Source organism: Nesterenkonia sp. AN1 (genome assembly GCF_000582475.1).
Taxonomy (GTDB): Bacteria; Actinomycetota; Actinomycetes; order Actinomycetales; family Micrococcaceae; genus Nesterenkonia; species Nesterenkonia aurantiaca.
Genome location: NZ_JEMO01000019.1, coordinates 1 through 13,069 on the forward strand (window position 1 = coordinate 1; position 13,069 = coordinate 13,069).

Annotated in this window: 7 protein-coding genes and 2 pseudogenes; 6 read left to right on the top strand and 3 right to left on the bottom strand. The window is 71.0% G+C overall.

Annotated elements, in window-relative coordinates; all coding sequences use genetic code 11:
* Positions 1-708 (top strand): annotated as a pseudogene (locus tag BG28_RS15680) (hypothetical protein); the annotation flags it as partial.
* Between the two features lie 185 nt (positions 709-893).
* On the opposite strand, the gene BG28_RS09815 reads toward BG28_RS15680, so the two are convergent.
* Together BG28_RS09815 and BG28_RS09820 are read right to left on the bottom strand one after the other, a co-directional pair.
* Positions 894-2,090, bottom strand: coding sequence for an alkaline phosphatase family protein (locus BG28_RS09815; protein ID WP_036476294.1), 1,197 nt, complete (start codon positions 2,088-2,090; stop codon positions 894-896).
* 13 nt (positions 2,091-2,103) lie between these two features.
* Entirely contained in the window at positions 2,104-2,763 is a 660-nt protein-coding gene (locus BG28_RS09820; RefSeq protein WP_051501290.1) for a DUF5998 family protein, read from the bottom strand.
* Positions 2,764-2,825: 62 nt separating this feature from the next.
* Between BG28_RS09820 and BG28_RS09825 the strand changes: the two genes are divergently transcribed.
* The 4 genes from BG28_RS09825 to BG28_RS09835 all read left to right on the top strand — a co-directional run bounded on the left by BG28_RS09825 (position 2,826) and on the right by BG28_RS09835 (position 7,654).
* On the top strand, positions 2,826-3,854 hold the full coding sequence (locus tag BG28_RS09825) for a 3-oxoacyl-ACP synthase III (RefSeq protein WP_036476295.1): 1,029 nt from the start codon (positions 2,826-2,828) through the stop codon (positions 3,852-3,854).
* On the top strand, positions 3,848-5,137 hold the full coding sequence (locus tag BG28_RS16810; RefSeq protein WP_369797220.1) for an alpha/beta hydrolase: 1,290 nt from the start codon (positions 3,848-3,850) through the stop codon (positions 5,135-5,137). Before BG28_RS09825 ends, BG28_RS16810 begins: the two co-directional genes overlap by 7 nt.
* Before the next feature lie 125 nt (positions 5,138-5,262).
* On the top strand, positions 5,263-6,636 hold the full coding sequence (locus tag BG28_RS16815; protein ID WP_369797221.1) for an AMP-binding protein: 1,374 nt from the start codon (positions 5,263-5,265) through the stop codon (positions 6,634-6,636).
* Positions 6,637-6,661: 25 nt separating this feature from the next.
* On the top strand, positions 6,662-7,654 hold the full coding sequence (locus tag BG28_RS09835) for an NAD(P)-dependent oxidoreductase (RefSeq protein WP_036476296.1): 993 nt from the start codon (positions 6,662-6,664) through the stop codon (positions 7,652-7,654).
* Between the two features lie 30 nt (positions 7,655-7,684).
* Here BG28_RS09835 and BG28_RS09840 read toward each other — a convergent pair.
* A pseudogene (locus BG28_RS09840) lies at positions 7,685-10,419 on the bottom strand (GNAT family N-acetyltransferase).
* Positions 10,420-10,511: 92 nt separating this feature from the next.
* On the opposite strand from BG28_RS09840, the gene BG28_RS09845 reads away from it, so the two are divergent.
* The gene (locus BG28_RS09845; protein ID WP_036476297.1) at positions 10,512-13,052 is read left to right on the top strand and encodes a DNA topoisomerase (ATP-hydrolyzing) subunit A; all 2,541 of its coding nucleotides are present in this window, start codon (positions 10,512-10,514) and stop codon (positions 13,050-13,052) included.
* Positions 13,053-13,069: the final 17 nt, after the last annotated feature.

The following is a 13,069-nucleotide window of genomic DNA, read 5'->3' on the forward strand; positions in this document are numbered from 1 at the left end:
CGGGGTGACGCAGGAGCTCGCGGCGACGCCGCCCGTCGCGGTGGCTCCGGAGCTCGTGGTGGTGCCGGGGCTCGCGGTGAAGGCCACGAGCATGAGGACCTGCTCGACGTCCTGCGCGCCCGGCGCGGCCAGCGCCTGGGCGCCGACGCCGAGGCCGATGATCGGCTCGCTCTGATGCTCAACAAACAAGACCCACAGGACCGTGACAGCGCGGCTACGCCTGCGGTTCCGGGCAGCACGCCGACAGGGCCAGAGGACGAGGAGCACTCCACGGTTCCGATCCCACGGCTGCGCCCGGTGCAGCACCCCGCGGCCGATGACGCCGAGACCACAGGCACCGACGTTGATGCGACCGAGACGCGTGGCGACGAGACCGCCGAAGGGTCCGAGGAGTCCGCTGGGGACGCCCCGGCGGCGGCCGCACCGCAGGGCACCAACGCCTCCGACACCGGTGCCAACGACGGCCGGCTCGACGCCTGGGGCTTCGCCTACGAGGGTGAGCCTGAGGACCGCAGCGCCGACACCGGTGAGGCTTCGGCAGGTGAGTCTGCTGCAGGTGAAGCGCCAGCGCCCGCCGATCAGGCCGCCGAGCCGACCGAGCCGACCGAGCCAGAGGATCCTGCGGAGAAGCCGCGGAAACGCACACCCCCTCGGCGGGCGAGCATGCCGAAATGGGACGACATCCTCTTCGGCTCCAAGAACGACTGAGCGCCGGCTGGCTCGTCCCGCCCGGGCGGCCTCCCAGCTGCGCGCCGGACTCGAGGTCTCGTCCCGGTGACCTCCCCCGGGCTCTGATCTCGGCTCACTGGAGCGCCTTGGTGAAGCCGACCCGGCACGTGAGCCTGATGGGTCGGGGGGATCCGACGCTGCCAACGTCGGGCAGCAAGGAGGCCTCAGGCCCCCAGACGCAGCAGCGGCACCCGACGTTCGGCCTCGGTGAGCGAGCCGTGCTGACCCACCATGTCCATCGGCGCCTGGCCCACCCGGTCACAGTGGTAGAGCGCGATATCGCTGTGCGCGGCCACCAGCACGTCGCCGATGCGCCCCGAGACCCGGTCCTCCACCTCTCCGAACCAGCCCGCAGCGACGGCCTGCGCGCGGGTCAGGACCCAGGCGCGGTCGCCATACTCGCTGTCCCAGGCTGCGGCGATGGTCTCGGGCGCGGTGCCGGGTTCGGCATAGAGCTGCACCAGTCGCGGCTCGCCGCCGGTATGGCGCACCCCGTCCAGCAGCGCCGTCTGCCCGGAGAAGTCGAGCCGGTTCTCGGCCGCGATGTCGATCATCCCGTGGTCTGCGGTCAGCACCACCGAGACCTGGTCGCCGTAGCGGCGGCGCAGTCCGGCGGTGAAGCGCTCCGCCTCGGCGTCGAGCGTCTCCAGCATCTGCAGCCACTGCGCGGAGTCCACGCCGTAGCGGTGACCGGTCTTATCAAGCTCATCGACGTAGAGGTACACCAGCTGACGGGGGGCGGGTCCCTGCCGCACACCGCTGCTGGTGCGCTGCTGCTGGATCCACTCCGCAGTGAGGCTGAAGCGGGCGTCCATCCGGGCGGCGCCGCGGAACTCGCCGCCGCGCAGCACCGCCTGGGTGAGTCCGGAGTCCACGAACTTCGGCCGTGAGGCGGTCAGCACGGCAGCCCCGGCCGCGTGGGCCCGGAGCAGCACCGAGGGGTGCCGCTGCCACTGCACCGGGTCGATCTCAGCGTCCCAGCCTCCGAGCATGTTGACCGTGCGATCCAGCTCCGGCGCGAGGACGTCGTAGCCGACCAGCCCGTGCTGCCCCGGCGTGGTGCCGGTCCCCAGGGAGGCCAGGGAGGCCGCCGTCGTCGTGGGCACCCCGACGTCGAGGATCTCCGCGCTGGAGCTGCGCCAGGCGGCGGCGAGGAAGCGGGCGTGCCCGGAATAGCGGGCGAGCAGCGCGTCGCCGAGACCATCGACCATCAGCACCACCGTGGCTGAGGCCTCGGGCAGGCCCAGCCGGTTCTGGAATCCCGAGAGGCCCAACGAGGCGGCGGCTGAGGTCATCACATGGCGCAGGTGTGCGCCGTCGTAGTCCGGGGCGTCCGGCAGCGGGCGAGGCTTCGAGGTCATCGCGGAGGGCGCCTCAGCGGGCGTGCGTGATGCAGGCTCGGCGCAGCGCCCGGACGAACCCGCGGGCCTCGTCCACGGCGGTGTCACCCTCCGCGGTGGCCGCGATCCGCAGCGCGATGTCCTCGGGCACCCAGTTTCCGGTGTCCCCGTGGTCGGCCACGCACTCCGGGTTTCCGCACTCGGCCGGATAGGTGTCGAACCGGGCTCCCCCGGTCCAGGTCAGGTTCAGCGAGACCTCGGCGAGCGACCGATCCGGGGTGAAGTTCTCCGGGCTGCGGTGGACCTCGGAGAGAATCAGCGAGCGGACCCGGCTGACCGGGACCACCTCGGTGGAGATCCGGGCCACAGTGTCAGCTCGTCGCGGATGAGGCGAGTCGCCGTGGCCGAAGGCGGGGCCGTCGTCGGCCTCCAGATCATGGTCATCGAGGTGCGCGACGACGATGATGTCCTCGGCCAGCGCCAGCACCGTGATGTGACGATGGACCTCCTCCATGTCGAAATGGGTGTCCACATGCACGATCTGATGGCTGGCTTCACGCTCGTCGAGCGCCTCGCTGAGCGTGTGCAGCACCAGAGATGGATAAAAGCCTCCCCGCTCGACTGCTTCCTTGAGACTGGAGGTGGAGGCGGCGCTTCGGTGGTGCTCCCCGGACCCGTGCTGGCTGAACGTCATGGAACTCATGCTATCCGGTAGCGGGATTCGCCGGTGCGCGTCACATACGGGATACTAGACCGGTGCCAGGAAACGCTACCTTTCATCACCGCAACGCCGCCCTCCTCTCCGTGAAGGAGGTACAGGCCCCGGAGGTCCTCACATCGAAGGACCTTGACCGGCGTCTGGCGGATGCGCTCAAACGACTCAAGCTGCCCACCGGGCTGCTCCAACGGGTCGCGGGGGTCAAGACTCGCCGCCACTGGTCAGGGCCAGGTGACGTTCGTGCCGGGACCGCGGAGGCCGGTCGCCGGGCGCTGGCCGCAGCCGGGATCGCGCCGGAGGACGTCTCGATGATGATCAACACCTCGGTGTCCCGTGAGCACCTGGAGCCCTCGGTGGCGGTGGGGATCCACCATGACCTCGGACTGCCCACCTCGGCGATGAACTTCGACATCACCAACGCCTGCCTGGGCTTCGTGAACGCGATCACGCTCGCGAGCTCCATGATCGACGCCGGTCAGGCCAAGTACGTCCTGATCGTCAACGGTGAGGACACGCGGAAGGTCCAGGAAGCCACCATCAACCGGATCAACTCGCTTGAGAAGATGGCCTCCCGGGAGGAGTTCATGGCGGAGTTCGCCTCGCTCACCCTGGGCTGCGGCGCCGCCGCGGCGGTGATCGGACCGGCGGACCTGCACCCCGAGGGCCACCGGATCATCGGCGGCGTCACCCGGGCCGCGACCCAGCACCACGGACTCTGCGTGGGCGACCACAACGGCATGTACACCGATGCCCGCGGTCTGCTCGACGGTGGCATCGAACTGGTCATGAACGCCCTTGAAGATGCCCGCGAGCACTTCGACTGGGACTCGATGGACACCTACGTGACCCACCAGGTGTCCCAGCTGCACACCTCCTCGATCGTGAAGGCCGCCAAGCTGGACAAGAAGCGCGTCCCGGTCACCTTCCCGGAGCTGGGCAACGTCGGACCCGCCTCGCTGCCGATCACCCTCTCGAGGGAGGCCGATCGGCTGCAGCCCGGCGACCGGGTGCTGTGCATAGGCGTCGGCTCCGGGCTCAACACCGCGATGCTGGAGATCGAATGGTGAGCCTGAGAGACCTTTCCGGGCGCTTCACGGCGATCCCGGCTGCCGGCGCGCGGCTGCCCGCCGACCACGCCCCCGGCACCAGCTTCCCCGGCCTGGACCCGGCCTGGTCCCGGCTGGTCACGGCCAAGACCGAAGACGGCGCGCGGAGCTTCCACGTGCTGGACACCGGACCGGTGCTCGAGGCCCGCGGGATCACCCCCACCGGCACGATCCTGGCGGTCCACGGCAACCCCACCTGGTCCTACCTGTGGCGCCACGTGATCGCAGGATCGCTGGAACGCGCCCGCAGCGGCGACGCCTGGCGGGTGATCGCCCCGGACCAGCTGGACATGGGCTTCTCGGACCGGCTGGCCCATCCGGTGCCGCCCGCCGCCGAGGCGCCCAGCTACCGACGGCTCCCGCAGCGCCTGGGCGATCTCGACGCGCTCATGGACGCCCTGGATGTGGACACCGGCTCCCGGCTGGTCACCCTGGGCCACGACTGGGGCGGGATCATCTCGCTGGGCTGGGCGGTGCGCCACGCCGGCCGGGTCGATGCGGCGATCTCGCTGAACACCGCGGTGGACCACCCGACGCAGGACCAGGTCCCCGCCGCGCTGCGCGCCGCGATGGCCCCGGCCGTGCTGCCCGCCGCGACCATCGCCAGCGAGGCCTTCCTGAAGGTGACGCTGGGCCTCACCGAGGATCCGCTGCCCGAGGCGGTCCGCGAGGCCTATCGGGCGCCCTACACCTCACGGCTGGGACGAGGCGGGATCGGCGGGTTCGTCGCCGACATCCCGGCCGAGGCCACCCACGTCTCCCGTGCCGCGCTGACCGAGGTCTCCTCGGGCCTGTGCTCCTGGGACAAGCCGCTGCTGCTGCTCTGGGGACCCAAGGACCCGGTCTTCCAGGACCGCTACCTGGCGGATCTGCAGTCCCGGGTGCCGCACGCGGATCTGCACCGATTCGAAGGTGCCGGACACATGCTCGCCGAAGACCGAGACCTCAGTGCCCCGATCTTCACCTGGCTCGATGACCACTTCGGCGCCGGCGCCTCGCGGGCGGCGTTGGAATCCCCCGCCCCGGCGGGCAGGGTGCTCGGCATGCATGAGCAGCTGAGCACACTCGCCGGCTCGGAGCGGCGGGCCAGCCCCGCCGTCGTCGACATGACCGCCGAGCCCGAGGCCTGGAGCAACGCCGAGGACGCCGGCACCGGAGACCGGGCGCTGAGCTGGGAAGAGCTCTCCGCCCAGGTCGACGCGCTGGCCGTGGGTCTGACCTACACCCGGGGTCCGCCCCGGTGACCGGGTCTCGCTGCTGGTCCAGCCGGCGCCTCGCTCGACCGTGATTCTCTACGCCTGCCTGCGCCTGGGTGCGGTGGCCGTGGTCGCCGCGCCGGGCTGGGGGGTGCGCGGGATGACCCCGCGCCGTGCGCGCCGCCCGGCCCGACTGGGTCATCGGTGCCCTGCCCGGGCTCACCCTGGCGCGCAGCCTCGGCTGGCCCGGCAGACGGATCAGCGCCCAGGCGCTCTCGGCGCGCCAGGCCCGGCTGCTGGGCACCGTCGCCTCGGTGGAATCGCTGCTGAGCCGCCACGAGGGTGCCTCTCCGGACCAGGTGGCGACACCCGGCGCGGAGGACCCCGCGGCGATCCTGTTCACCTCCGGCTCCACCGGACCGGCCAAGGGCGTCATGTACACCCACGGACGGCTCGGCGCCCTGGTGGCGCTGCTGGTGGAGCACCTCGAGATTCGCCCCGGCGCCTCGCTGATCGCCGGCTTCGCGCCCTTCGCGCTGCTGGGACCGGCCATCGGCGCCACCTCGGTGACCCCTGACATGTCGGTGACCCGTCCGGCCACGCTCACCGCCGCGGCCGTGGCCGATGCCGCGCTGGCTGGCAGCGCCACCATGTTCTTCGGCTCCCCGGCCGCGCTGCGCAATGTCGTGGCCACCACGGGCGAGCTGAGCGAGCTGCAGCGCCGGGGACTCTCCGAGATCACGCTGGTGCTCTCCGCCGGAGCCCCGGTGCACCCGGACCTGCTGGACGCGGTCCAGGAGATCTTCCCGGGTGCGCAGATCCACACCCCCTATGGCATGACCGAGGGCCTGCTGCAGGCCGACATCGAGCGCCGCCAGGTGATCGAGGCGGTCGCCACCGGCCAGTCCGGGGTCTGCGTGGGCACCGCGGTCGCGGGCGTCCGCTTCGCACTGGCCCCGCTGGACGGGCTGGGACGGCCCGCAGAGGAGCTGCGCGAACCCGCCGAGGCGGTCGGTGTGCTGGGCGAGATCGTGGTCTCCGCGGCGCACCTGAAGGCCGGATATGACCGGCTCTGGCAGACCGAGCGGACCTCCCGCCGGGACACCCTTGACGGGCTGATCTGGCACCGGACCAATGACATCGGACACTTCGACGCCGAGAACCGGCTCTGGATCGAGGGTCGGCTGCAGCATGTGCTGAGCACACCCGCCGGGCCGATGGGCCCGGGCGCCGTGGAGACACCGGTGGATGCGCTCGAAGAGGTGGCCCGCAGCGCCGCGGTGCCGGTGGGGCCCCAGGGCACCCAGGCCGTGGTGGTGATCGTGGAACCGGCCCCGGATCGCAGCCTGCGCACCGGGCGCTCCCCGGTGGCCGAGACCAGCTTCGCCTCCCGGGTCCGTGAGGCCGCCGGCGAGGTCCCGGTCTCTGCTGTGCTGGTGCTCGAGGAGCTGCCCACCGACGTGCGGCACAACTCCAAGATCGACCGCACCCGACTGGCCGCCTGGGCCGAGAAGGTGCTCTCCGGCGAGAAGGTGGGCGCCCCATGAGCCGGTTGATCGAACCCGCGCCCGGGTGCTGGTCACCGGCGCCTCCGGGCTGCTGGGCGGCAGCGTCGCACAACGGCTGGCGGAGCAGGGCTACCAGGTCACGGTGCTCCAGCGCGGCGCCTCCGGGCTGCAGGGCGTGCACGAGGTGCGCGGCTCGCTCAGCGACCCCGCAGCGCTGGCCCGGGCGGTGAAGGACCAGGACGCGGTGATCCATATGGCCGCGAAGGTCTCGGTCTCGGGCCGGCATGAGGACTTCCTGGAGGTCAATGTGCGCGGCACCCAGCGGCTGCTCGACGCCGCAGCGGCGGCGGGTGTGACCGATTTCCTCCACGTCTCCTCCCCCTCGGTGGCCCACGCCGGGGCCTCGCTCATCGGCGTCGGCGCCGGGACGGCAGATCCGCAGCACGCCGTCGGCAGCTACGCCAAGACCAAGGCCGAGGCCGAGCTCCTCGTCGAGGCCCGCGGAGCGGCGGATCTCAACGTGCTGATCCTGCGTCCGCACCTGGTCTGGGGCCCCGGGGACGGGCAGCTCACCAGCCGGATCATCGACCGCGCCCGCTCCGGACGGATGCCGATCCTGGGCTCCGGCGCCGCGCTGGTGGATACGCTCTACATCGACAACGCCGTGGACGCCTTCGTCGCCGGGCTGCGCCGGCTTCCGCAGATCGCCGGGAGGCGCCTGGTGCTCACCAATGGCGAACCCCGCCCGATCGGTGAGCTGATCACCGGGATCGCCGCCGCCGGCGGGGCCCCCGCGCCCCGGCTGCGACTGTCCCCCGGGCTCGCCAAGGGCCTCGGCGCCGTCGTCGAACGCGTCTGGGCGCTCAGCGAGAAGCTCGCCGGCCCGCGCGCCGACGAGCCCCCGATGACGAAGTTCCTCGCCGAGCAGCTCTCCACCGCGCATTGGTTCGACCAGCGCAAGACCCAGCGTGCCCTGGACTGGACCCCGCGGGTGAGCCTGGACCAGGGTCTGGCGCTGCTGCGCGAGCATATCCAAGCCACCGGAAGCGTCCGCTGACCCGCCCCTCCTGGGCACAGCAGGAGCGGGTCAGTAGCGACTGATCGCCCGGCGGGCCGAGTCGGTGCGCTGTTCCGGGTTGGCGATCTCGATCGCGGCGTGCAACACCTGCACACCCTCCGGGGAGGCCAGCACCGGGGTCAGCTCCAGGGAGGCCACCTGCGGGTGGTTGTCCTTCAGCGTCGCCACCCGCTGCAGCGTGTCCTCCAGTGCCGCGATGTCCACCGCGGGCACGCCCTTATAGCCGAAGAGCCGCTTCGCCGCGCGGGGCCGGCGCAGCAGCCCGCGCACGTCCTGGTCGGTCAGCGGCGGCACCGCATGCGCCCAGTCGTCGAGCAGCTCCACCGCGTCCCCGGAGAGCCCGAAGGAGACCACCGGACCCATCAGCGGGTCTTCGATCGCGCGGATCACGCAGCCCTGCCCGGTCGGCGCCATGGACTGCAGCTCCAGACCCGCCGGCTCATAGTCGGCCAGCGCCCGGCGCATCTCGCCGATCGCCCGGCGCAGCGCCTCGGGATCCTCGATGTTCAGCTGCACCCCGCCGAGGTCCAGGCGGTGGCGCAGATAGGTGTTCGTGGACTTCACCGCCACCGGATAGCCCAGCGTCTGTGCGGCGGCCAGCGCCTCGTCCTCGGTGGAGAAGGCCACCGAGCGCAGCATCGAGAGCCCGTAGACCTCCAGCAGCTCGGCGCAGCGCTCGGGCTCGAGCTGGCGCAGCGTCGCACCCTCGAGGCCCTGGAGCCAGCCGTCGAGCAGCTCGTCGCCGCGCCGGGAGACCGTGGTGCCCTCCAGGCCGGCCGGGACATAGGGCTCCCCGATGCCCTGCGAGCGCCATCGCTGATAGCGCACGATCTTCGCCAGCGCGGTCAGTGAGCGCTCCGGGGAGGAGAACACCGGGAACCCCTGCTGCAGCGACCCCTTCTCGATCACCGGCGCCGCGTTGCCGATGTGGTTCAGCGGCACGCTGGTGTCGAGCACCCCGATCCAGGAGGCGACCATCGGCTTGGTGTGCTGGCGCGCGGTCTGCGAGATCAGCCGGCTGTGGTCATAGTGCTCCCCGGTGACCGCCGGCTGCAGGCACAGTGCCACGGCGTCGACGTCCTCGGCGGTGAACAGCTCCTGCAGCGCTCCGGCCAGCGCGGCGTCGGCCTCGGCGCGCGGAAGATCGAGGTCCAGATCCCCGACGACGTGGGTCGCGGTGAGGTCCAGGGTGCCGGCGGTGTCCGCCAGGATCCGGCTCATCGAGGGCGAGTTCGAGAGGATCCCGACCCGCCCGCCGCCGGGCAGCGGCTGGGTGGCGAGCACCTGCAGCACGTCCATGAGCGAATCGTGGTTGCCCACCTGGATCACCCCGGAGTGCTCCAACATCGAGTCCACCGCGCCCATCGGCGCCCGGGTGGTGCGGACCTCATGGCCGGGGGGCAGACTGCGCCCCATCACGTCGGACTTCGCCACGACCACCGGCTTGGTGCGCGAGAGCCGGCGCGCGATCCGGGAGAACTTGCGCGGGTTGCCGAAGCTCTCCAGATAGACCCCGACGGCGCGGGTCGAGTCGTCGTCCTCGAAGTACTGCATCGCGTCATTGCCGGAGAGGTCTGCGCGGTTGCCCGCGGAGATCACCGAGGACAGTCCCAGCTCGCGCCGGTTGGCCTGGGCGAAGAGCGAGACCCCGATCGAGGCGGACTGGCTGAACAGTCCCACCCCGCCGCGAAGCGGCATGGTCGGCGAGAGGGAGGCGTTCAACGAGACGTCCGGGTCGGTGTTGAGCAGCCCGACCGAGGCCGGACCGATCACCCGCATCCCCCAGCGCCGGGCCAGGCGGACCAGCTCCCGCTGATCCAGCCGCTGGTGGTCCGCCGCCTCGGAGTCCCGGCCCAGATCAGGAGCGGTGATCACCAGGATCCCCTTGACCCCGTTGCGTCCGCAGTCCGCCACCACCTCGCTGAGGCGCTCGGGCGGCACCGCGACGACGGCGAGGTCCACCACCTGCTTGATGTGTGCCAGCGAGGCATAGGCCTCCACCCCGCCGACCTCGAAGGCCTCCGGATTCACCGAGTGCACTCCCCCGGTGAAGTGGCCCTCGATCAGGTTCTGCACCAGGTGGTAGCCCACCGAGCCGTATTCGCGCGAGGCCCCGATCACTGCGACCTGTTCCGGCGCGAGCAGCTCGGCGATGCTGCGGGACTCGGCGCGGTGCTCGCGAGCCTCCATCACCGCCCGGGAGCGCTCGGTGGGGTCGATGGGGAACTCCACCATCACCACGCCGTCCTCGAGCTGCGCTGGGTCTCGTAGCCGGCCTCGGAGAAGACCCCGAGCATCTTGCGGTTCTCCGGCAGCACCTCGGCGGAGAACCGCTCGAGTCCGCGCTCGCGTCCGGCTGCGGCCAGATGCTCCAGCAGGATCGAGCCGAGTCCGCGGCCCTGGTGGCGGTCGGAGATGTTGAACGAGACCTCGGCCTCCCCGGTGCCATCGATCCGGTCATAGCCGCCCACCCCGATGATCTCATCGTCGAGCAGGATCACCATCGCCACCCGGTCGACGTGGTCCACGCGGGTGAACCGGGCGAGCTCCTTCTCGGTCAGCGCAGACTTGAACGTGAAATATCGCAGGTAGATCGAGGACTCTGACTGGGAGGAATGCAGGCGCTGCAGCCGCTCCGCGTCCTCCGGGTTGATCGGGCGCAGATGGGCTGCGGCCCCATCGCGCAGCACGACATCAGCTTCCCAGTGGGCCGGATATCCGCCGGTTCGGGGTGTCTCACCCATAGGATCAAGACTAACCACCCTCGCCCGGAGATGGATACCCACCCTCCGAGCTGCACCTGATCACCGAGAGATACAGGACCAGCACCCTCGCTATGGCCCGCCGTTCCAAGAGCGCCGAGAACCCCCCGGTCACCCCGGAGCAGAACATCATCGACATCGACGTCTCCGCGGAGATGGAGACCTCCTTCCTGGAGTACGCGTATTCGGTGATCTATTCGCGCGCCCTGCCGGACGCCCGGGACGGTCTGAAGCCGGTGCAGCGCCGGATCCTCTACATGATGTCCGATATGGGCCTGCGCCCGGAGAAGGGCCATGTGAAGTCGGCGCGGGTGGTCGGCGAGGTGATGGGCAAGCTGCACCCGCACGGCGACGCCGCGATCTATGACGCGCTGGTGCGCATGGCCCAGCCCTTCGCGCTGCGTCTGCCGCTGGTGGACGGGCACGGCAACTTCGGCTCGCTCGACGACGGGCCCGCCGCCCCGCGCTACACCGAGGCCCGGATGACCGCCCCGGCGCTGTCGATGACCGCGGACCTCGACGAGGACGTCGTGGACTTCGAGCCCAACTACGACAACCAGCTCACCCAGCCCGGCGTGCTGCCCAGCGCCTTCCCCAACCTGTTGGTCAACGGGGCCTCCGGCATCGCGGTGGGCATGGCCACGAACATGCCGCCGCACAACATGCGCGAGGTGATCAATGGGGCCAAGCACCTGATCCTGCACCCGGAGTCCACCCTCGAGGACCTGATCCATCACATCCCCGGCCCCGACCTGCCCTCCGGCGGGCGGATCGTGGGACTCGAGGGGATCAGGGATGCCTACCGCACCGGCCGCGGCACCTTCAAGACCCGGGCGAAGGTCTCCATCGAGCAGGTCTCGGCCCGCAAGACCGGGATCGTGGTGACCCAGCTGCCCTATATGGTCGGCCCGGAGAAGGTCATCGAGAAGATCAAGGACGCGGTTCAGGCCAAGAAGCTCACCGGCATCTCTGACGTCCTGGATCTCACCGACCGCAAGCACGGGCTGCGGATGATCATCGAGCTCAAGGCGGGCTTCAACCCGCAGGCGGTGCTCGGCCAGCTCTACCGGTACACCCCGCTGGAGGACTCCTTCGGGATCAACAATGTCGCGCTGGTCAACGGGCAGCCGCGCACCTTGGGCCTGCTGGAGATGCTGCAGGTCTATGTCGACCACCGGCTCGACGTGGTGCGCCGGCGCAGCGCCTACCGGCTGCGCAAGCGCCAGGCCCGGCTGCACCTGGTCGAGGGGCTGCTCATCGCGATCCTCGACATCGACGAGGTGATCCAGATCATCCGCGCCGCCGAGGACACCGCGGCTGCCCGGGCCCGACTGATGACGATCTTCGACCTGAGCCAGGCCCAGGCCGATCACATCCTCGAGCTGCGCCTGCGCCAGCTCACCCGCTACTCCGCCCTGGAGCTGGAGCAGGAGAAGGAGCGCCTGGAGGCGGAGATCGCCGAGCTCGAGGCGATCCTCGGCTCGGAAGACCGGCTGCGCGGCCTGGTCGCCGCGGAGCTCGATGAGGTGGCCGCGAAGTACGGCGATGACCGGCGCACCGAGCTGCTCGACGCCGAGGCCGCACCGGCGGTGGCCGTGCAGCCAGACCCCGCCGCACCCGCCGCCGGGTCCAGCCTGCAGATCCCCGACGCGCCCTGCTGGGCGGTGCTCTCCAGCTCGGGTCAGCTGGCTCGGACCACCAACCGCTCCAGCGTGGTCCACCCCACCCGGCGCGCCCGCCATGATGCGCTGACCTCCGTGGTGCCCACCAGCGCTCGCGGCGAAATCGGCGCGGTCACCACGGCCGGGCGGATGATCCGGGTCCCCGTGGTGGACATGCCCGCCGTGGAGATGTCCTCCGGGATGGTCAATCTCAACCAGGGCGTGAAGGCCAAGGAGTTCCTGCACCTGGAGAAGGCCGAGGAGCTCCTGGCGTTCGTGCCCCTGGATGCGGTGATCGCCCTGGGCACCGCGCAGGGCCGGGTCAAACGGGTGAACCCGGACTATCCGTTGAACCGCGACGACTGGGAGGTGATCTCGCTCAAGGGTGAGGGCCGCGCCCAGGACCGGGTCATCGGGGCCGCCGTGGCCGCCGACGACGCCGACCAGCTCTGCTTCATCACCGCCGGCGCGCAGCTGCTGCGCTTCGAGGCCGCGCTGGTCCGGGCCCAGGGGCGCACCGCGTCCGGGATGCTCGGGATCAAGCTGGCTCCTGAGGACACTGTGATCGGCTTCTCGGTGGTCCCCGCCGCTGGAGCACCGGAGGACGCCGAGGGAAGCACCTCGGCGCTGGTGGTGACCCTCGCCGCCGGGGACACCCCGCTGGAGGGCTTCGAGGCCGGCAGCATCAAGCTCACCGACTTCGCCGAGTTCCCCGCCAAGGGTCGCGGCACCGCCGGGGTGCGGGCTCACCGGTTCATGCGCGGAGAAGACCATCTGAAGCTGGGCTGGGCCGGGTTCGGGCCGGCCCTGGGGGCCGCGCGCAACGGCGTCGCACGGAATCTTCCCTCCGAGATGGTGCGCCGCGACGGGTCTGGGATCCCACTGGAACGCGGAGTGGACGCGGTCGCGCCCAGCCCCGAGGCTCTTGCCGCCGCGGCGGTCGCGGCCACATGACACACCATTACTACAGC

What these genes read in the sequence shown, in the direction of transcription:
- BG28_RS09820 (WP_051501290.1), bottom strand. Translation starts at nt 2,763, where the DNA reads ATGACGTTCAGCCAGCACGGGTCCGGGGAGCACCACCGAAGCGCCGCC.
- BG28_RS09815 (WP_036476294.1), bottom strand. Translation starts at nt 2,090, where the DNA reads ATGACCTCGAAGCCTCGCCCGCTGCCGGACGCCCCGGACTACGACGGC.
- BG28_RS09845 (WP_036476297.1), top strand. Translation starts at nt 10,512, where the DNA reads ATGGCCCGCCGTTCCAAGAGCGCCGAGAACCCCCCGGTCACCCCGGAG.
- BG28_RS16810 (WP_369797220.1), top strand. Translation starts at nt 3,848, where the DNA reads ATGGTGAGCCTGAGAGACCTTTCCGGGCGCTTCACGGCGATCCCGGCT.